This is a genomic window from Pseudonocardia nigra (assembly GCF_019396355.1).
Classification (GTDB): domain Bacteria; phylum Actinomycetota; class Actinomycetes; order Mycobacteriales; family Pseudonocardiaceae; genus Pseudonocardia; species Pseudonocardia nigra.
On the sequence record NZ_JAHKRK010000063.1, the window covers coordinates 1 to 20,036 of the forward strand.

General features: G+C 71.7%; 16 protein-coding genes and 1 pseudogene. 8 read left to right on the plus strand and 9 right to left on the minus strand.

The window, feature by feature from the left end; all coding sequences use genetic code 11:
• The 8 genes and pseudogenes from KME75_RS17640 to dnaA all read right to left on the minus strand — a co-directional run.
• A pseudogene (locus KME75_RS17640) lies at positions 1 to 506 on the minus strand (hypothetical protein); the annotation flags it as partial.
• A 50-nt stretch (positions 507 to 556) separates the two neighbouring features.
• Entirely contained in the window at positions 557 to 4,321 is a 3,765-nt protein-coding gene (gene gyrA, locus KME75_RS17645; RefSeq protein ID WP_219415932.1) for an intein-containing DNA gyrase subunit A, read from the minus strand.
• 42 nt (positions 4,322 to 4,363) lie between these two features.
• Positions 4,364 to 6,343, minus strand: a complete 1,980-nt coding sequence (gyrB, locus tag KME75_RS17650) for a DNA topoisomerase (ATP-hydrolyzing) subunit B (protein ID WP_219415933.1) — start codon at positions 6,341 to 6,343, stop codon at positions 4,364 to 4,366.
• Positions 6,344 to 6,635: 292 nt separating this feature from the next.
• Positions 6,636 to 6,953 carry a DciA family protein gene (locus KME75_RS46815; protein ID WP_372452620.1) on the minus strand — a complete coding sequence of 106 codons (318 nt, stop codon included), beginning with the start codon at positions 6,951 to 6,953 and terminating at the stop codon, positions 6,636 to 6,638.
• A 357-nt stretch (positions 6,954 to 7,310) separates the two neighbouring features.
• Positions 7,311 to 8,444, minus strand: coding sequence for a DNA replication/repair protein RecF (gene recF, locus KME75_RS17660; RefSeq protein WP_219415934.1), 1,134 nt, complete (start codon positions 8,442 to 8,444; stop codon positions 7,311 to 7,313).
• Position 8,445: 1 nt separating this feature from the next.
• Positions 8,446 to 9,390: a phosphogluconate dehydrogenase (NAD(+)-dependent, decarboxylating) gene (gene gnd / locus KME75_RS17665; RefSeq protein WP_219415935.1), complete on the minus strand. Its 945-nt coding sequence runs from the start codon at positions 9,388 to 9,390 to the stop codon at positions 8,446 to 8,448.
• Positions 9,391 to 9,475: 85 nt separating this feature from the next.
• Positions 9,476 to 10,636, minus strand: coding sequence for a DNA polymerase III subunit beta (gene dnaN, locus KME75_RS17670; protein WP_219415936.1), 1,161 nt, complete (start codon positions 10,634 to 10,636; stop codon positions 9,476 to 9,478).
• A 972-nt stretch (positions 10,637 to 11,608) separates the two neighbouring features.
• Positions 11,609 to 13,222, minus strand: a complete 1,614-nt coding sequence (gene dnaA / locus KME75_RS17675) for a chromosomal replication initiator protein DnaA (RefSeq protein ID WP_219415937.1) — start codon at positions 13,220 to 13,222, stop codon at positions 11,609 to 11,611.
• 434 nt (positions 13,223 to 13,656) lie between these two features.
• Between dnaA and rpmH the strand changes: the two genes are divergently transcribed.
• The 8 genes from rpmH to KME75_RS17715 all read left to right on the plus strand — a co-directional run bounded on the left by rpmH (position 13,657) and on the right by KME75_RS17715 (position 18,886).
• Positions 13,657 to 13,800: a 50S ribosomal protein L34 gene (gene rpmH, locus KME75_RS17680; RefSeq protein ID WP_219415938.1), complete on the plus strand. Its 144-nt coding sequence runs from the start codon at positions 13,657 to 13,659 to the stop codon at positions 13,798 to 13,800.
• 11 nt (positions 13,801 to 13,811) lie between these two features.
• A complete protein-coding gene (rnpA, locus tag KME75_RS17685; RefSeq protein ID WP_219415939.1) occupies positions 13,812 to 14,201 on the plus strand; it encodes a ribonuclease P protein component in 390 nt (129 codons plus the stop codon).
• Positions 14,194 to 14,481, plus strand: a complete 288-nt coding sequence (gene yidD / locus KME75_RS17690) for a membrane protein insertion efficiency factor YidD (protein ID WP_308282859.1) — start codon at positions 14,194 to 14,196, stop codon at positions 14,479 to 14,481. Before rnpA ends, yidD begins: the two co-directional genes overlap by 8 nt.
• On the plus strand, positions 14,475 to 15,572 hold the full coding sequence (gene yidC, locus KME75_RS17695) for a membrane protein insertase YidC (protein ID WP_219415941.1): 1,098 nt from the start codon (positions 14,475 to 14,477) through the stop codon (positions 15,570 to 15,572). Before yidD ends, yidC begins: the two co-directional genes overlap by 7 nt.
• An 86-nt stretch (positions 15,573 to 15,658) precedes the next feature.
• Positions 15,659 to 16,177: a Jag family protein gene (locus tag KME75_RS17700; protein WP_219415942.1), complete on the plus strand. Its 519-nt coding sequence runs from the start codon at positions 15,659 to 15,661 to the stop codon at positions 16,175 to 16,177.
• 73 nt (positions 16,178 to 16,250) lie between these two features.
• A complete protein-coding gene (gene rsmG, locus KME75_RS17705; protein WP_246632302.1) occupies positions 16,251 to 16,880 on the plus strand; it encodes a 16S rRNA (guanine(527)-N(7))-methyltransferase RsmG in 630 nt (209 codons plus the stop codon).
• A complete protein-coding gene (locus tag KME75_RS17710) occupies positions 16,877 to 17,812 on the plus strand; it encodes a ParA family protein (protein WP_308282860.1) in 936 nt (311 codons plus the stop codon). The genes rsmG and KME75_RS17710 overlap by 4 nt, the downstream gene beginning before the upstream one ends.
• 6 nt (positions 17,813 to 17,818) lie before the next feature.
• The gene (locus KME75_RS17715; RefSeq protein WP_219415944.1) at positions 17,819 to 18,886 is read left to right on the plus strand and encodes a ParB/RepB/Spo0J family partition protein; all 1,068 of its coding nucleotides are present in this window, start codon (positions 17,819 to 17,821) and stop codon (positions 18,884 to 18,886) included.
• A 63-nt stretch (positions 18,887 to 18,949) separates the two neighbouring features.
• Here KME75_RS17715 and KME75_RS17720 read toward each other — a convergent pair whose 3' ends face one another.
• Positions 18,950 to 19,897 carry a D-alanine--D-alanine ligase family protein gene (locus KME75_RS17720; protein WP_219415945.1) on the minus strand — a complete coding sequence of 316 codons (948 nt, stop codon included), beginning with the start codon at positions 19,895 to 19,897 and terminating at the stop codon, positions 18,950 to 18,952.
• Positions 19,898 to 20,036: the final 139 nt, after the last annotated feature.

A 20,036-nucleotide genomic window follows, 5' to 3' on the forward strand; every position in this document is an offset into this window, starting at 1 on the left:
GGGGGGGGCGGCGGCGGCTCGCGGTGCTCCGGCGCCTCCTCCCCCGGCATCCGGTTCCACGGCGGCGGTGCCGCCGCGGACGGGCCGGGCCCCGGGACCGGCCCGGGGGCCGGCGTGGGCGGCCGGGGTGCCGGCGACGGCCGCGCACCCTCGGCCGGCGCTGCCGGAGAGGGACGCGAGCCGCCCCCGTTGCCGGCCGACGGCAGCCGCATCTCCGTAGTGGGCGCGTCGGACGCGGGGGGCGCTCCCCCGCCGCTTCCGGCGACCGGCACGGCCTCCGCCTCCGCCTTCCCGCTGTCACCCGCAGCGGGGGCCGCATCCGGAGTGGCCGCACCGTCCGGCCGGGCGGACGCCCCGTTGCGGGCCGGCTGCTCGGGGACCGAAGCCCCTTCGCCGGACGCCGCAGCAGGTGGCGCCGCCTGTTCCGCGACGGCGGCGGACTGCTCTCCGGTGGCCACCGACCCGCGGCCGTCGGGCTCGTCCGGCGTGCTCGTCTTCTCGTTCACGAGTGGAGGAGTCTCCTCGGGGCTCGGGTCTGGGGCGGGCTGCTCGGCGGTCAGTCGTTCAGCTGCGGGTCGTCCGCGTCGTCCTCGGCGTTGCGGGCCACCGCGAGCAGCGTGGCACTGTCACCGAGGTTCATCAGGCGGACCCCCTTCGTCTGCCGCCCCGCCTTGCGCACCTCGCGGGCCGACGTCCGGATCACCCCTCCGGTCGAGGTGATCGCGTACAGCTCGTCGTCGATCCCGACGATGAGCGCCCCGACCAGGGTGCCACGACGCCGGTCGTACTGAAGGGTGAGAACACCCTTCCCGCCACGACCCTGGACCGGATAGTCCTCGATCGGGGTGCGCTTCGCATAGCCGCCTGCCGTGGCGACCAGCACGAACGTGTCGGACTGGACCACCCCGAGGGAGAGCAGGCGGTCGCCGGCGTTGAACCGCATCCCGAGCACGCCCGAGGTGGCCCGCCCCATCGGCCGGAGCACCTCGTCGCTGGCGGTGAACCGGATCGACTGGCCCTCGGCCGAGACCAGGAGCAGGTCGTCGGTGGCGGAGCACAGCACGGCACCGACGAGCTCGTCGTCCTCGCGCAGGTTGATCCCGATCAGGCCGCCCGCGCGGGGCGAGTCGAAGTCGGTGAGCCGGGACTTCTTCACCAGACCACTTCTCGTCGCGAGGACGAGATAGGGGGCCGCCTGGTAGTCCTTGATCTGCATGACCTGGGCGATGTGCTCGTCCGGCTGGAACGGCAGCAGGTTCGCCACGTGCTGGCCGCGGGCACTGCGGTTGGCCTCCGGCAGCTCGTAGGCCTTGAGCCGGTACACCCGGCCCTTGTTCGTGAAGAACAGCATCCAGTCGTGCGTGGAGCAGACGAAGAAGTGGGCGACGATGTCGTCCTGCTTCAGCTGCGCACCCTGCACGCCCTTGCCGCCGCGCTTCTGCGCCCGGTACAGGTCGGTCTTGGTGCGCTTGGCGTAGCCGGTCTGCGTGATCGTGACGACCACGTCCTCGACGGCGATGAGGTCCTCGTTGGTGACGTCGCCCTCGTCGGCAACGATCTGCGTGCGCCGCTCGTCGCCGTGCTTCTCGACGATCTCGGCGAGCTCGTCGCGCACGATCGTGCGCTGCCGCTCCGGGCGGGCGAGGATGTCCTCGAGGTCGGCGATCGTGCGCTCGATCTCGGCCAGCTCGTCGATGATCTTCTGACGCTCCAGCGCGGCGAGCCGCCGCAGCTGCATGTCGAGGATGGCCTGCGCCTGGACCTCGTCGACGTCCAGCAGGTCGATCAGGCCGGCGCGCGCGACATCGACCGTCTCCGACGCCCGGATCAGCGCGATCACCTCGTCGAGCGCATCGAGCGCCTTGACGTAGCCGCGCAGGATGTGGGCCCGCTCCTCGGCCTTGCGCAGCCGGTACCGGGTGCGCCGGACGATGACCTCGACCTGGTGGCGGATGTAGTTGCGCACGACCTGGTCGAGCCGCAGCGTGCGCGGCACGCCGTCGACGATCGCCAGCATGTTGACGCCGAAGCCGTACTGCAGCTGGGTGTGCTTGTAGAGGTTGTTCAGCACGACCTTCGCGACGGCGTCGCGCTTGAGCGTGATGACGATGCGCATGCCGATGCGGTCGGACGACTCGTCGTTGATCTCGGCGATGCCCGCGATCTTGCCGTCGCGGTGCTGGGCCGCGATCGACTCGATGAGGTTGTCGGGGTTGACCTGGTACGGCAGCTCGGTGACGACGAGGATGGTGCGCCCCTTGGCGTCCTCCTCGACCTCGACGACCGCCCGCATCCGCACCGAGCCGCGCCCGGTGCGGTAGGCCTGCTCGATCCCGTCGCGGCCGACGACCAGGCCCGCGGTCGGGAAGTCGGGGCCCTTGATGCGCTCCATCAGCGCGGCGAGCAACTCCTCGTCGGTGGCCTCCCAGTTCTCCAGCGCCCACACGACGCCCGCGCCGACCTCGCGCAGGTTGTGCGGCGGGATGTTGGTGGCCATGCCGACCGCGATGCCGGCGCTGCCGTTGATCAGCAGGTTGGGCACCCGCGACGGCAGGACGAGCGGTTCCTGCGTCTTGCCGTCGTAGTTGTCGGCGAAGTCGACGGTGTCCTCGTCGATGTCCTGCAGCATCGCCATCGCCAGCGGCGACAGCCGGCACTCGGTGTTGTGGCTGACGAAGCCGTCGGTGATGAAGGAGTGGTCTTCGGTATCGACCCGGATGCTGTAGACGGGTCGGACGCCGGCGTCCTCGACGGACTCCACCTCGGCGTAGTAGAACCGGCCGTCCGTCAGCTCGCGGGCGATCGCGCGCGCGTCCGGGTCACTGACGTGCCCCAGGATCTCCTCGCCACGCTGCTCCCAGCGCTCGAGCCGGTCGACGTTGTGCCGCCGGAGCCAGTCGCGATCCGCGTAGCTCACTGCGCCGTGCTCGCGCAGGAACGCCGCGAGCCCGGGAACATGGTCCCGGCTCATAGACGTGGAGCGCGGAACCTCCGCGCCGAGGATCTCGGCGAGCTTCGCCTGCTTCGATCCGAGGAAGCCGACCCGCGCGGCGAAGAGTCGCGCGTCCCGCCGGTTGGTCATGACCACCTTGTGCTCGCCGGTCGCGTGTCGGTATCGCCGCGAGACAACACCGAACTCCAGCAGCAGCTGCTGGACGTCCTTCGCCAGCTGCTCACTTCGAGTGGAGTACGACACTTGGACGGTGCCGCGTGGGAGCGCCGAGCACGATCCGTCCCCGGTGAACAGGGCCTGCAGGAACAGGCGCTTCCGTGCCCCGCCACCGGCCCAGACGGACTCGGGGACGCGCTTCTCGGCCGACCGGCTACCGATGAGTTCGGCCAGGACGCTGCCCCGGAGAGCGGTCATGTCCTGGACGTCCAGCTCATGGAGAACCGAGCCGGACGCGATTCGGCGGGACGAGACGTACCGGGCGCCCCCGACAGCGCTGTCGAAAGCCGCCAGCACGAGGGAGAAGAACTCATCATCGATGTTGTTGAACCCGGCGCGCTTCTGGGAGACGAAGCCTTCGCTGACGAAGGCCCCGAGCACGAAGGCTTCCATCGCCTCCCTGGTGTTCCAGACCCCCAGCTCCTCGTGCGGGGTGCGCTGCAGCACGACCCGGTCGCCGGGCCGGACCTCCTCGAGCAGCTTCCACAGGAGCGTCGGGATGCCGAGGACGTCGACCAGACACAGCACGGGGTGGTTCTCGGTGCCGGTGAGCTCGTAGCCCTCGGCGGTCCGCACGCGCAGCGTCGGGTGGTCGCCGGAGTGAAACAGCATCTCGGCGCGGACCGGGTTGCCGCTGCGGTCCTGGACCTTGAGGTCGATCGGGTTGTCGCTGTTCGGCGCGGCCCCCGGCACGATGTCGCCGATGCGCGCGGAGGAACCATCGGCGAGGCGAACGCGGGTATCTGAAACGATACAGTACCGCATCGCCGCAGCCGGGTCGTTGCCCCGCGAGCCGAAGTTGCCCTGCCCGTCGATCAGCGGGTAACGCAGCGCCCAGGGCTGGGCGAGCCGCACGAGCGCGTCGTAGATCGACGTGTCGCCGTGCGGGTGGTAGTTACCCATCACCTCGCCGACGACGCGCGCGCACTTGACGTAGCTGCGCTCCGGCCGGAAGCCGTTCTCCCCCATCGAGTACAGGACGCGCCGGTGCACCGGCTTGAGCCCGTCCTCGACCAGCGGCAGCGCCCGGCCGACGATGACGCTCATCGCATACTCGATGTAGGAGCGCTGCATCTCCTGCTGGATGTCGACCGGTTCCATCCGGTCGCCGCCGCCTGCCGGCGGGAGGGTGGGGTCCAGGGTGTCGGTCATGGTCCTTCTCTGCTCGTGCGGAACCTGTGCTGACGGTTCGGACTAGACGTCCAGGAACCGCACGTCCTTGGCGTTGCGGGTGATGAACGACCGGCGCGACTCGACGTCCTCGCCCATGAGGATCGAGAACAGCTCGTCGGCGGTGGCGGCGTCGTCGAGGGTGACCTGCAGGAGCACCCGGTTGGCCGGGTCCATCGTGGTCTCCCACAGTTCCTTGGCGTTCATCTCACCGAGGCCCTTGTAGCGCTGGATGCCCTCGTCCTTGGGCAGCTTCTTGCCCGCCGCCCGGCCGGCCTCGATGAGGCCCTGGAGCTCGCGGTCGGTGTAGGCGAACTCCGGCTGCGCGCCCCGGCCACCCCACTTGATCTTGTAGAGCGGCGGCTGCGCGAGGAAGACGTGCCCGGCCTCGACCAGCGGCCGCATGAAGCGGAACAACAGCGTGAGCAGCAGCGTGCGGATGTGCTGGCCGTCGACGTCGGCGTCGGCCATCAGCACGATCTTGTGGTAGCGCAGCTTCGACAGGTCGAACTCGTCGTGGATGCCCGTGCCCAGCGCGGTGATGATCGACTGGACCTCGGTGTTCTTGAGGACCCGGTCGATCCGGGCCTTCTCGACGTTGATGATCTTGCCGCGGATCGGCAGGATCGCCTGGAACATCGAGTCGCGCCCGGACTTCGCCGAGCCACCCGCGGAGTCGCCCTCGACGATGTAGACCTCGGACTTGCTCGGGTCGGTGGACCGGCAGTCGGCCAGCTTGCCGGGCAGCCCGCCGATGTCGCCCGCGCTCTTGCGGCGGACCAGCTCGCGCGCCTTGCGCGCGGCCATCCGCGCCTGTGCGGACGACACCGCCTTGTTGACGATCGTCTTGGCCTCGGTGGGGTTGCGCTCCAGCCAGTCGGCCAGCCACTCGTTGCTGACCCGCTGCACGAACGACTTGACCTCGGTGTTGCCGAGCTTGGTCTTGGTCTGGCCCTCGAACTGGGGCTCCTTGACCTTGACCGACACGATCGCCGCGAGGCCCTCACGGATGTCGTCGCCCGACAGCGCGGGGTCCTTGTCCTTGAGCAGCTTCTTGTCGCGCGCGTACCGGTTGACCGTGCTGGTGAGTGCCGAGCGGAAGCCCTCCTCGTGGGTGCCGCCCTCGTGGGTGTTGATCGTGTTGGCGAAGGTGTAGACCGACTCCGTGTAGCCGGAGTTCCACTGCATCGCCACCTCGACCGCGTGCCCCTCGGCTTCGGCGGTGTAGGAGACGAGCTTCTTGTGGATCGGGTCCTTCGACTTGTTCAGGTGCGCGACGAAGTCCTCGAGCCCGTTCGGGTAGCAGAACGTGTACTCCTTGATCTTCGCGACGTAGCCCTCGGCGTCGGGCTCCTCCGCGTCGTGGCTGTCGCCGTTGCGCTCGTCGCGCAGGACGATCGTGAGGCCCTTGTTGAGGAACGCCATCTCCTGCAGGCGGCGGCGGATCGTCTCGATGTTGTAGGTGAGGGTCTCGAAGATGTCGCCGTCGGCCCAGAACGTGACCGTGCTGCCGGTCCGATTCGTCGGCTCGCCCTTGCGCAGTGGGCCGGGGACCGAGCGCGCGTAGTGCTGGCGCCAGACGAAGCCGTCGGTGTGGATCTCGACCTCGAGCGCGACGGACAGCGCGTTGACCACCGAGACGCCCACGCCGTGCAGGCCGCCGGAGACCGCATAGGAGTCGCTGTCGAACTTGCCGCCCGCGTGCAGCATGGTGAGCACCATCTCGACGGCGGGCTTCTTCTCCACCGGGTGCATCCCGACCGGGATGCCGCGGCCGTCGTCGACCACGCTGACGCCGCCGTCCTCGCGGAGCGTGACCTCGACGCGCGTGGCATGGCCCGCCATCGCCTCGTCGACGGCGTTGTCCACGACCTCCCAGATCAGGTGGTGCAGACCGCGTTCCCCGGTGGATCCGATGTACATGCCGGGGCGCTTGCGGACCGCCTCCAGCCCCTCCAGAACGGTGATGGACGACGCGCTGTAGGCGTTCTTCTTCTCCGGCACGGGCTGCCTGTCTCCTCGCCACGACGGCTCGTCGCCGGGCGCGCGTCTGCACGCCCCCGCCTCGGAGCCCTTCGACCGGGCGATCGGGGTGCGCCCGGGAACACGGCTCCCATCATACCGGTGCGGCCGGACAGAAAGGCGGCTAGGACACCCCCAGAATCGCCACAGACCGCCGATCGTGGCCCGCGGCGGGTCCTGACGGCTGGCAGCGGTGTGTCGCGCTGCTGCGGGCCCGTCACGTCGCCCTGAGTCGCCGCCTGGCGCCCGCGCCGGGGTTCGGGCAGGTCAGGCGTCAGCCGTACGTGTCGCGCGGCCCGCGGCCCCGCACGTGCCGTGGCCCGTGCCGCCAGCTCGGCCCGGACGGACCGACCACCCGGATCCGGCGCACGACGTCCTTGCCGACGGCGCCCGCCAGCCTGCCCAGCAGCTGGCGCTGCATCGCGCGCAGCTGCGTGGCCCACGCCGTGGACTCCGCCTGCAGCACCAGCTCGCCGTCCCGCAGCGAGAGCGGGGTGCAGTGGTCGGCGATCTCCGGCCCGACCAGGTGCGGCCACCGGCCCAGTACGGTGGCGTCGGTCAGGCGGGGCGACCACCCGCGGTCGAGCGCCACGCGCGAGACCAGCCGGCCGAAGGGCTGGGGGTCGCGGTCGTCGGGTCCCGGGCCGGACCAGCGCCTGCGCCGCCCCCGCGGCTTGCCGGGGCGCCGCCCCTGCCGCTCCGCCGCGCGTTGGGTGGCCCGCTCCGCCGATGCCTCGCGGGCCGCGCGCAGCGCTTCCCGCGCGAGATCCGCCCCCGAGCTGCGCCGAGCGGTTCCGTCCTCGGCATCCCCAGGGTTGGGGACAACCGCTCCCGATCGGGGCGCGCCCGGCGGTTCGGACGGCGCGACGGACGGTCGTTTTGCCTCGTCATCACCAGCGGAGCGGAAGTTATCCACAGTATCCACAACCTTGTCCCCAGGTGCCCTGGATCACACCCGACGCCCTGACGTGGCCTCTTGCGAAAGCCGCTCGACGGTACCGCCGCCCACCGCGAAGCGGACCCCGTTCAGACCGTCCGGCACGTCCTCGGCGACCGCCGCGGTGATCAGCACCTGCTCGGCCCGGCGGGCCACGTCGGCGAGCGCACTGCGGCGCCGCGAGTCCAGCTCAGCGAACACGTCGTCGAGCACCAGCACCGGCTCGACGTCGTCGGCGCACAGCAACCGGTAGGAGGCCAGGCGCAGCGCCAGTGCGAGCGCCCACGACTCGCCGTGGCTCGCGTACCCCTTCGCCGGCCCGGCGCCGAGGCGCAGCTCCAGGTCGTCGCGGTGCGGGCCGACCAGGCACACGCCGCGCTCCACCTCCTGCCGCCGCATCCTCGCCAACGCGTCCAGCAGCAGTGCCTCTAGCGTGGCTGCGTCCGGCGGCAGCTCCCCGTCCAGGCTCGACCGGTAGACCAGCGCGATCGCGTCCGACGACGGAGCGACCTCCGCGAACGCCTCGACCGCCAGCGGGGCGATCCCCGCGACGAGCTCCAGCCTGCCGGCCAGCAGTGCCGCGCCGTGGCGGGCGAGATGGCCGTCCCACACGTCGAGCGTGCGCAGGTCACCGCCGCCCCGTGCGGTCTTGAGCAGCGCCGACCGCTGCTTGAGGACGCGGTCGTAGTCCGAGCGCACCGCCGCGAACCGCGGGTACCGCGACACCAGCAGGTCATCGAGGAACCGGCGGCGCTCCCCGGGGTCGCCCCGTACGAGCGCGAGGTCCTCCGGCGCGAAGAGCACCGTGCGGAGGATCCCCAGCACGTCGCGCGGCTTGGCCACCGGTGCACGGTTGACCCGCGCCCTGTTGGCCCGGCCCGCCGTGATCTCGACCTCGATCCCCAGCTCCCGGCCGTGGTGCACGACGAGCCCCCGCACGACGGCGCGCTCGGCCCCGCGCCGGATCAGCGGGGCATCGGTGGCGACCCGGTGCGAGCCGAGCGTCGCGAGGTACCCGGCGGCCTCCACGAGGTTGGTCTTCCCCACCCCGTTCGGGCCGACGAGCACGGTGACCCCGGGCTCGAGGTCGAGCTCGGCGCGTTCCCACGACCGGAAGTCGGTGACCGCGAGACGGCGCAAGTGCACGTCAGCCCTGCGTGGATCCCGAGCCCGATGTCGGGCCCGCGTGGTCGCCCGGCGCACCGGACGGCCCCGCGGCCCGGACCGCGTGGCCGCCGAACTGCTGGCGCAGCGCGGCGACGGCGCGCATCGCCGGCGAGGAGTCCTGGCGCGACGCGAATCGGGCGAACAGTGCCGCCGAGATCACCGGGAGCGGCACGGCGTGCGTGATCGCCTCCTCGATGGTCCAGCGACCTTCGCCGGAGTCCTCGACGTAGTCGTCGAGCGACGTGAGCCCGGGGTCCTCCTTGAGCGCGAGAACCATCAGGTCCAGCAGCCACGACCGCACGACCGTGCCCCGCGACCACGCCTGCAGGACCGCGGGCACGTCGGTGATCAGGTCGGCCGCCGACAGCAGTTCGAAGCCCTCGGCGTAGGCCTGCATGAGCCCGTACTCGATGCCGTTGTGCACCATCTTCGAGAAGTGGCCCGCACCCACCGGCCCGGCGTGCGCGAAGCCCTCCTCGCGGGGGCCCTCCGGGCGGAGCGTGTCGAAGATCGGCATGGCGCGCTCGATGTGCTCCGCCGCCCCGCCCGCCATCAGCCCGTAGCCGTTGTCCTTGCCCCAGACCCCGCCGGACACCCCGCAGTCGATATAGCCGATCCCCTGCTCGTCGAGCAGCGCGGCGTTCGGGCCGTCGTCGGTGTAGCGGGAGTTGCCGCCGTCGATGACGAGGTCACCCGCGTCGAGGGTGTCGGCCAGCGCCCGCACGGTGCTGCGGGTCGGCTCGCCCGACGGCACCATCACCCAGACGACGCGCGGCGCGTCGAGTGCCGCCGCCAGCGCCTCAAGGGACTCGACGTCGCTGACCTCGGGCCGCGGGTCGTAGCCGACGACCTCGTGCCCGGCCGCGCGCAGCCGGTCGCGCATGTTGCCGCCCATCCGGCCCAGGCCGATGAGTCCGAGTTGCACCGTTCCACTCCTGACCGTCGTGACTCGCGTTGCCGCCCGCGTCCCGCCGGTGGCTCGGCGCGGAGGTTCGCTCCGCGGGCGCCACTCAGCCCGGAAGGCGGACGGGCATCAACAGGTGCAGGTACCCCGGCACCGGTTGATCAGTCTGCTCCGCGGCCTCCTCGTCCGCAGCCGGGACCGGTACCGGCCGGACCAGCGCGGGCCGGTTCGGGGTGGTGAACGTCAGCTGGGCCCGTTCGGTGTGCAGCGCCGCGAGGGCGTCGAGCAGGTACCCGGGGTTGAACGCGATCGTCAGCGGCGCGCCGTCGAGCTCGAACGGGAGCTCCTCCTCGGCGCTGCCCACGTCGTCGCCGCCCGCCGCGAGGCGCAGCCCGTCCTCGCCGAACTCCATCCGGACCTGCGCGACCCGATCGGTCACCAGCGCCACCCGCTTGATCGCCTCGACGAGCGGGGCGACCTCCACGACCGCGGCCGTGGTGTGCTCGGCCGGGATCAGCTGGCGGAACCGGGGGAACTCCGCGTCGAGCAGCCGGGTGGTGGCGCGCCTGCCCGCGCCGGTGACGCCGAGCATCCCGTCGCCCGCCGACAGGGCGAGCTCGACGGTGCCGGCGCCGGCGAGGGTCTTGGCGACCTCGGCCAGGGTGCGCGCCGGGATCAGCACGGCGGTGGACTGCGCGTCGTCCTCGGGGGTCCAGTCGAGCTCACGCACGGCGAGCCGGAACCGGTCGGTGGCGGCGAGCGTGAGCTGCGCGCCCTCGATCTCCAGCCGGATGCCGGTGAGCATCGGCAGCGTGTCGTCGCGCCCCGCCGCCACCGCGACCTGGGCGACGGCCTGGGCGAGCCGGTCGGCCGCAACCGTGCCGGCGAGCTGCGGCATGGCCGGCAGCTGGGGGTAGTCCTCGACCGGCATCGTCGGGAGGCTGAACCGGCTGTTCCCGCAGTTGATCGTGGCGCGCGCGCCGTCGACGACGAGGTCGACCGGCTTGGGGGGCAGGGCCCGCGTGATGTCGGCGAGCAGCCTGCCGGAGACCAGCACCCGGCCCGCATCGCCGATCGTGGCGTCGAGCTCCACGCGCGCCGACGTCTCGTAGTCGAAACCCGACACCGTGAGCCGGTCGCCGTCGGCCCCACCCGTTGCCTCGATCAACACGCCGCCCAGCACCGGGACCGGCGGGCGTGCCGGAAGGCTGCGTGCCACCCAGGCGGCCGCATCGGCCAGGACGTCGCGTTCGACCCGGAACTTCATGACGGGCACCTCTCGCGGGGGCGGATGTGTGGACAGCTCTGGCGATCGGCCGGCGACGGAGCCGACAGGTCGGGGTGGGTGCGGCGCGGTCGGCGCCTCCGGTTCGGCTCGGGACGGCCCGAGCCGGGGAGCCCACCGTAGAGCCTGCCGTCGGCGAGTGTCATCCCGCCCGGGGGGTACCGATCCGGGTGGCCCGTCCGCTCCATCCACCCCGCTTGTTTCTAGGAAGTTCTTCAAAGAGAGATCTCCAGCAGTAGTACCAGGGCCTGTGCGCAGTGTGGATGGACAGCGTCGCCGCAGGTGAGAAGGCGCGGCGGAATGTGGACCCCGCCCATGGACGGACGGTGGGCGGATCGCGGCGGCCGTGGATGGACACCGATCAGGCCGACCTGTCCCCGAGATGAACACCGGTTGTCCACCGCCGGTGCACGATTCGTCCACCGGTCGCGCGCGCTGCATCCACAGAGTTGTCCCCAGATGTGGGTGGAGAGTGGTCGGGTGGGGACGCAGCGCGACCGCTTTTCGCGTTCGAACCGCCGTCCGACGCCCCCACAACAACTCACAATGTTCCCTCCGGGCACACATCCAGGGACGCTCCGTGATCGGTTCGGGGGATGCGCGGACTGCCTCGGCTCGCGCGGAGCGACGAACGCCGGGCGCCCCGCGGTGAACGGCGACGGGGCGGGCGCAGCGCGTATCGGCCCGACGACGGCCTGTCGCCGCCGCCTGTGACGGCCCCGTCGGACTCGACCCCTCGACGCTGCCTCGGTCCGCGCCCCCCGTGTCGGTCGGTGCGCCCCGTGTCGGTCGGTGCGCCCCGTCGACGGGGGCGCGTGGGCGGAGAAGAGGCGCGTGGGCGGAGAAGGGGTGCATCGGCTGCCGCGGCGGTGTGCGTCTGGTCGGTGCGCCCGGTCTCGGGCGGAGCTCCCCGTTTCGGGCGGCGCGCCCCGTTTCGGTCGTGGTCGGCGCGCGTCAGTGCCGTGCGCGCTGCTTGATCCGCGCCGTCAGCTCCTGGACCTGCTCGAAGGTCTTGCGGCGCTGCGCGATCTCGTTGCGGATCTTCTTGTCGGCGTGCATGACCGTGGTGTGGTCGCGGCCGCCGAACGTCTGGCCGATGCGCGGCAGGGAGAGGTCGGTGAGCTCGCGGCACAGATACATGGCGATCTGGCGCGACTGGGCGAGCGCCTTCGTCTTCCCCGGGCCACACAGCTCGTCCATCGTGACGCCGAAGAAGTCGGCGGTGACCGCCATGATCGTGGGCGCGGTGATCTCGGAGGTGGCCGAGTCGGGGATGAGGTCGCGCAGCACGATCTCGGCGAGCTGGGTGTCCACCGGCTGCCGGTTGAGCGACGCGAACGCCGTGACCCGGATCAGTGCGCCCTCGAGCTCGCGGATGTTGCGCTCGATGCGCTCGGCGATGAACTCCAGCACGTCGCCGGGGACCGCGAGCCGGTCCTGGGCCGCCTTCTTCCGCAGGATCGCGATGCGGGTCTCGAGCTCTGGCGGCTGGATGTCGGTGATGAGGCCCCACTCGAACCGCGTGCGCATCCGGTCCTCGAGGGTCTCCAGCCGCTTCGGCGGCCGGTCCGAGGAGACGACGATCTGCTTGTTCGCGTTGTGGAGGGTGTTGAAGGTGTGGAAGAACTCCTCCTGGGTGCCTTCCTTGCCCTCCAGGAACTGGATGTCGTCCACGAGCAGCACGTCGACGTCGCGGTAGCGGCGCTGGAACGCCACCTTGCGGTCGTCACGCAGCGAGTTGATGAAGTCGTTCGTGAACTCCTCGGTGGAGACGTACCGCACGCGCATCCCGGGGAACAGCCGCTGGGCGTAGTGCCCCACCGCGTGCAGCAGGTGCGTCTTGCCGAGGCCGGAGTCGCCCCAGATGAACAGCGGGTTGTACGCCCGCGCCGGCGCCTCGGCGACCGCGACGGCCGCCGCGTGGCTGAAGCGGTTGGACGCCCCGATGACGAACGTGTCGAAGGTGTACTTCTCGTTCAGCCGGGTCTGGGAGCGCGGCGTGACCTGGTCGGGGGCGGGCGGCGGGGCGGAGTACGTCGGCCAGACCTCGGGGGCGCGGGTTTCGGGGCGCGCGCTCTCGGGGTCGGCGACCGGGAGGGGCCCGGTGGCGGGCAGGGACCGGCGGTCACCGCCGTCGGTGCCGGGCAGCTCCCCCGGGCGCGGCTCGTCGAGGCCGATCCTGTTCGGGGGCATGCCCGCCGGCACCTCGGAATCGGCGATCGCGACCGGCGCTCCCGCGCGGGGAGCGGCGCCGGGCGGGTCGGGCACCTCGGTGCCGCCGGAGGCGGCCGACGCGTCGACGACCACCGCGAGGTTGACGGTGACCCCGAGGTGCCGCCCCAGTGCGTCGCTGATGGGCCTGCGCAGGATGCGTTCGATCGCGTCCTTGGCGAACTCGCTCGGGGCGGCGAGCAGCGCGGTGCCGTCGATCAGCCCGAGCGGGCGGGTCAGCCGGAGGAACGCGCGCTGCTGCGACGAGAGCGACTGACCGGATCCGGCCGATGCCCCCGAGAGGTCGGCGATGACCCGGTTCCAGACCTGGCCCAGGTCCCCTGGTTGGTCGGCCACCGGTCCGCGCTCCCTCCGGTCGTCGCCCCCCGGATTCTCACCCCGAAGGGTGGATCATCCCCAGACTTGTCCACACCTGTGCGCAAGACCGTACGCGGGCCTGCCGCGACGAGCGCGTGCGGGCCCGTGAGCCCGTGGTCGGTGATCCCCCCGGATCGCAATCGTGGAGGCGGCAAACTAGCAACACGGCGAGAACGCGCTCAAATCGGGCCGTTCGCCCGACGATGTAGAGATGCCTGCGAGGGCGGTTTGACCCTCTCTCGAAGGCCTGCGTACCCTGGACGCAACCGTGCCCGCACCGGTGGGCTGATTGCCGTCCCTCGACGGCCGTCCGCGCACGTGGGCACCAGAGCACCACAGCACGACCCGTCCGTACTAACGCAGGATGATCACCGACGGCCGGCTCAGACCGCCGTCGATCAGGAGAGCCGACCGTGAGCAAGGGCAAGCGCACCTTCCAGCCGAACAACCGCCGCCGGGCCCGCACGCACGGCTTCCGGCTGCGGATGCGTACGCGCGCCGGGCGCGCCATCATCGCCGCCCGTCGCGGCAAGGGCCGCTCCCGGCTCTCGGCCTGACCGCCGGCCCGGTGTTGCCGGCCGGGTCCCGGCTCACGCGCCGGGATGAGTTCGCCTCCGTCGTCCGACGGGGTCGACGCAGTGGCCGGTCCCGGCTCGTCGTCCACCTGAACCAGGCGCCCGCGACGGGGGTTCCCCGCGCGGGCTTCGTGGTGAGCAAGGCGGTCGGCGGTTCCGTCGTCCGGCATCGCGTCACCCGGAGGCTGCGGCATCTCGTCGCGCCCCGGCTCGAGGCGCTGCCCGAGGGCGCGCTGCTCGTCGTCAGGGCGTTCCCGCCTGCCGCCACCGCCACCTCGGCCGAACTGGCCGAGGATCTCGACGCCGGCCTGCGCGGCGCCCTGCAGAAGTTGACAGGGCAGAAGCCGGCCGGGCGCCGGTCGAGTGGGGTGCGCGGTGAGTGACGCCCCGCGGCGGTCCCCCGTGGCCCGGCTCCTGATCGCGCTGGTCCGCATCTACCAGCGCTGGATCTCCCCTGCCCTGCCTCCCACGTGCCGCTTCTACCCCACGTGCAGCGCGTATGCGGTCGAGGCGCTGCAGCTTCACGGGGTGCTGCGCGGCACTTGGCTGACGCTGTGGCGGCTGCTGCGCTGCGCGCCATGGCACCCTGGCGGTATCGACCCGGTGCCACCGCGCCGTATCCGCCCGGCTCGGAACCACCACGAGGAGCAAGCGTCGTGCTGAACTTCATCTACTACCCGGTCTCGTTCATCCTCTGGGTGTGGCACGAGGTCTTCGGCTCCCTCCTCGGGCCGGCGAGCGGCGTCGCGTGGGCGCTGTCGGTGGTGTTCCTGGTCTTCACGCTCCGGGCGCTGCTCTACAAGCCGTTCGTGAGCCAGGTCCGCTCCATGCGCAAGATGCAGGAGTTCCAGCCGGAGATCGCGAAGATCCGGAAGAAGTACGGGAACGACCGGCAGAAGCAGGCCGAGGAGATGCAGCGGCTCCAGAAGGACCACGGCGTCAACCCGCTCGGCGGCTGCCTCCCGATCCTCGTGCAGGTCCCGGTGTTCATCGGCCTGTTCCACGTCCTCCGTGAGTTCGGCCCCGTACTCCGCAACGGCCAGCCCCGCACCGAGAACTACGTCTTCGGTGCCGAGGAGGTGCAGTCGTTCAACGAGGCCAGCCTTTTCGGGGCGAAGCTCGGCGCCTGGGTCACCCAGGGCGAGGAGGCGCTGAACGCGCTCGGGACGTCGATCCCGCAGATGCTCATCGTGATGATCCCGCTGATGATCGCGGCGGGCGTGTTCACCCACATCACGGCCCGGCACTCCGTTGCTCGGCAGACCGCGGCGCAGGGTGAGAACCCGCAGACCGCGATCATGAACAAGCTGATGCTGTACGTGTTCCCGATCGGCGTCGTGGTCGGTGCGCCGTTCCTGCCGCTGGCGGTGCTCCTGTACTGGGTGTCCAACAACCTGTGGACGCTGGGCCAGCAGTACGTGGTGTACCGGCGGATCGACCGCGAGGAGTCGGCCAAGCGCGAGGAGACCGCCGTCACCCGGCAGGCGCGTGCCCCCCGTCCGGGACAGAAGCCGGTTCGTCCCGAGACGACCGCCGAGGAGCCGAAGGCGAAGACCCCGGGCGCGAAGCCGATCACCCGTAAGCCGGTGGGCTCCGCCGGTAACGGCGGGGCGAAGGCCGTCGACGAACCGGGCAAGGGCGGGTCCGCGAACGGTGCTGCGAACACGAACGGCAGTGGTGGGAGCGCGAAGAGCGAGCGCAGCGGCGGCGGTGGTTCCCGCCCGGCCGCGCGACGCCCGCGCAAGCGTCGCTGACACACGAGCCATCCGCGGTCGCCCACGCGGGCGGCCGCAGCGGCGTGCTGGGGTGCGCCGCAACTGTTTCGGAGAGGAGACGCATCGTGCCGAAGACTGCGCAGGACGGGGCCACGGGGAGCGTCACGGCGAGCAGCGCCGAGGACCAGCTGGTGCGCGAGGGCGACATCGCCGGTGACTACCTCGAGCGCCTGCTCGACCTGCTCGACTACGACGGCGACATCGATCTCGACGTCGAGGCCGGGCGCGCGATCGTGAGCATCGACGGCGGCGATGACCTGGAGAAGCTGGTCGGCGAGCGGGGCGCGGTGCTCGAGGCGCTGCAGGAGCTCACCCGGCTGGCGGTCCAGCAGGAGTCGGGTAACCGCAGCAGGCTGATGCTGGACATCGCGGGCTGGCGGCAGTCCCGGCGCGACGAGCTGACGAAGCTCGGCACCCGCACCGCCAAGGAGGTGCTGGAGTCGGGCGAGTCCGTGCGGCTGCGGCCGATGACCCCGTTCGAGCGGAAGGTCGTGCACGACGCCGTCGCCCGCGTCAAGGGCGTGTCGAGCGAGAGCGAGGGCGAGGAGCCGCGGCGGCAGGTCGTCGTCTTCCGCAGTGCCTGATCTCCCCGGGGACGCCGGCGCTCCCTCCGGTGCGGGTGGGAGCGGAGCGGGCGACCCGGTCTTCGGAGAGCGACTGCCTGCGGCGCGCAGGTTCGCCGAGCACCTGGCGACGTCCGGGGTCGAGCGCGGGCTGATCGGCCCGCGCGAGGCACCGCGGATCTGGGAGCGGCACGTCCTCAACTGTGCCGTCGTCGCCGAACTCGTGCCGCACGGCGCGCGTCTGGTGGACGTGGGTTCGGGAGCGGGCCTTCCCGGGATACCGTTGGCGCTGGCCCGGCCGGATCTCACCGTCGTTCTCGTCGAACCCCTCGCCCGTCGCGTCGACTGGCTTCGTGAAGTCATCGCGGATCTCGGCGTGGCGATCGAGGTGGAGCGGGGTCGGGCCGAGGAGAATGTGGTGCGGCGGCGATGGGAGGGGGCCGACGTGGTGACCGCTCGTGCCGTGGCGCCCCTGGCCCGCTTGGCCGGCTGGAGCCTCCCGCTGCTGCGACCCGGCGGGATAATGCTCGCCGTCAAGGGCGCCAGTGCCGCGGAGGAGATCGAGCGGGACGCGGCCGCCGTCCGCAAGGCAGGCGGTGGCGCACCGCGCATCGCACGGTGCGGCGTGGGCGTCATCGATCCCCCGAGCACGGTGGTCGTCGTCGAGCGGGCCCGCGGCGCCGACCGACCCGACCGATCCCGGCGCAGGAGAGGGCAGGCGTGACGTTCAACGTGTCCCAGCACCATGTTTCACGTGAAACGCCGGAGTGGACCCCCATCGCCGAGGAGGCGGAACGGGCCGCCCGGGTGCTCCACCCCGACCGGCATCGCATGCCGCGGCCGTCGCACCGACGCATTCTGACCGTCGCGAACCAGAAGGGCGGGGTCGGCAAGACGACGACCACCGTCAACCTGGCGGCAGCGCTCGCCATGCACGGGGTCCGGGTGCTGGTGATCGACCTCGACCCGCAGGGCAATGCGAGCACGGCCCTGGGCGTCGAGCACCGGCTGGGTACGCCCTCGGTGTACGAGTGCCTGCTCGGCGAGATCCGCGTCGCGGAGGCGGCCGTGCCGAGCACCGCGTCGCCCAACCTCCTGTGCGTGCCGGCCACGATCGACCTGGCGGGCGCAGAGATCGAGCTCGTCAGCATGGTCGCCCGGGAGAACCGGCTCAAGCAGGCGCTGTCCGACGAAGCGCTCGACGAGCTGGGCGTGGACTACGTCTTCGTCGACTGCCCGCCGTCGCTCGGGCTGCTCACCGTGAACGCGCTCGTGGCCGCCCGCGAGGTGCTGATCCCCATCCAGTGCGAGTACTACGCGCTGGAGGGGCTCGGCCAGCTGCTCAGCAACATCGATCTCGTGCGGTCGCACCTGAACACCGCGCTGCACGTGTCGACGATCCTCCTCACGATGTACGACGGGCGCACGAAGCTCGCGGACCAGGTCACCACCGAGGTCCGCAGCCACTTCGGTGGCACCGTGCTGCGCACCGTGATCCCCCGCAGCGTCAAGGTCTCCGAGGCGCCCGGGTACAGCCAGACGGTGCTGGCCTACGACCCCGGCTCCCGGGGCGCGATGAGCTATGTGGACGCGGCCCGCGAGATCGCCGACCGCGGGGCGAGGATGGACCGGCCCGCAGGCCAGGACGGACGGTAAGCCAGCATGGCGGAGCTCGGAGCACCCGCGGAGCGGCCCTCGGGGCAGCGCGCGGGATCGACGGAGCGCACCATTCCCCGCAAGGGCGGACTGGGGCGCGGACTCGCCGCGCTCATCCCCACCGCCCCGAGCGTCCCGGCCCCGTCCGCGGCGGGTGACCCTCCCCTGGCCCGGCCGAGTTCTCCGGCGCCGTCCGCGCCGTCGTCGGCGCCCGCCCCGACGAACGACCCGCAGCTGCAGCCGCCTGCGTCGCCGGCCGTCGAGGTGGCCGGTGCGGTGTTCCGCGAGATCGAGCTCGCTGCGGTGCAGCCCAACCCGCAGCAGCCGCGCACGAACTTCGACGAGGAAGCACTCGCCGAGCTCGAGCACTCGATCCGCGAGTTCGGCCTGCTGCAGCCGATCGTCGTCCGCGAGGTCTCCCCTGGCTCGTACCAGCTGGTGATGGGCGAGCGCCGGTGGCGTGCGGCGCAGCGGGCCGGGTTGACGCGCCTGCCGGCCATCGTCCGCAACACCGGCGACGACATCATGTTGCGGGACGCGCTGCTGGAGAACATCCACCGCGTGCAGCTGAACCCGCTCGACGAGGCCGCGGCGTACGAGCAGCTCCTCGCGGAGTTCGGCGTGACGCACACTGAACTGGCCGACCGGCTCGGACGCAGCAGGCCCGTCGTCACCAACACCATCCGGCTCCTGAAGCTGCCGGTGTCGGTGCAGCGGCGGGTGGCGGCCGGTGTGCTGTCGGCCGGCCACGCGCGTGCCCTGCTCGGCCTCGAGGACGCCGGGCAGCAGGAGGAGCTGGCAGCTCGGATCGTCGCGGAGGGCATGTCGGTCCGCGCCACCGAGGAGGCCGTCGTGCTGCTGCGCCGCGAGGCTCCCGCGTCGAACAAGCCGGCCCGCCGTCGCCCGATGCACGCGCCCGGGCTGCAGGATCTGGCCGAGCGACTGTCCGACACGTTCGACACGCGGGTCAAGGTCGAGCTCGGTCAGCGCAAGGGACGCATCGTTGTCGAGTTCGGGTCGGTCGAGGATCTGGAGCGCATCGCCAAGCTGATGGACGGCTCCCCCCGCGAGTGACGGGCTCCTGTTTCACGTGAAACAGGAGCCGCCGTCGCCGCGGCTGTTTCACGTGAAACGCGGTCAGCTGCGCGCGATCGCCTGTTCGACCAGCGTGGCGTAGAGCTCGCCGAGATCCATCCCCGCGGTGCGAACGGCGGTCGGCAGGAGCGACGTCTCGGTCAGTCCGGGCGACACGTTCACCTCCAGGACCTGGACGCGCCCGTCCGTGTCGACGACGGCGTCCATCCGTGAGACATCGCGCAGCCCGAGGAGGCGGTGCGCGGCGAGCGCGGTGTCCTCCAGTGTCGCCAGGGTGGTGGCGTCGAGCCGGGCGGGGCAGTGGAACGTGGTGACACCGGGGGTGTAGCGCGCCGTGTAGTCGTAGATGCCGCCTGCTGCCTCCACCTCGACCGGCGGCAGCGCTCGTGGCTCGTCCCCGTCGTGCACCACGGCGACCGCCACCTCGGTACCGGCGACGAACCCCTCCGCGAGCACGCTGTCGGCGTACGCCAGGCAGCTGACCATCGCGGCGGGTAGCTCGGACCGCTCCCGGACGACCTGCGCCCCCAATGCCGACCCGCCCTGATCGGGCTTGAGCATCAGCGGCAGGCCGAGCCGGTCGACCATCGCGTCGAGGACGGCCTGCGCGCCGAGCGCCCGGAACGTGGTGTGGGGCAGCGCCACCCAGTCCGGGGTGTCGAGCCCGGCGCGGTCGAGCTCGGCCTTGGCCGTGGGCTTGTGCCATGCGCGCCGGCAGGCAGGAGCAGGAGTTCCCACGAACGGCACACCGAGGAGCTCGAGCACGGCCTGGACGGATCCGTTCTCACCCTCTCCCCCGTGCAGGGCGATCGCGACGGCATCGGGCGGGTCGGTACGCAGCCGCTCGACGAGAGCGCCGTCGACGTCCCACTCGCGGACTGAGGCGCCGGTCTCCCGCAGCGCCGCGGCCAACCGCCGTCCGGAGCGCAGGGACACCTCGCGCTCGTGCGAGAGGCCTCCCGCCAGTACGGCCAGGGTTCGTTCGTTCACGGCGGCATTCTCCGCCACGACGATCACGAGGCGGACGGCGCCCAGCGCGTGTTTCACGTGAAACAGACCGCCGCTGTTTCACGTGAAACAGCGGAACGCGAAGCGGCCGCGCCCGGGATCCGGACGCGGCCGCCTGTGG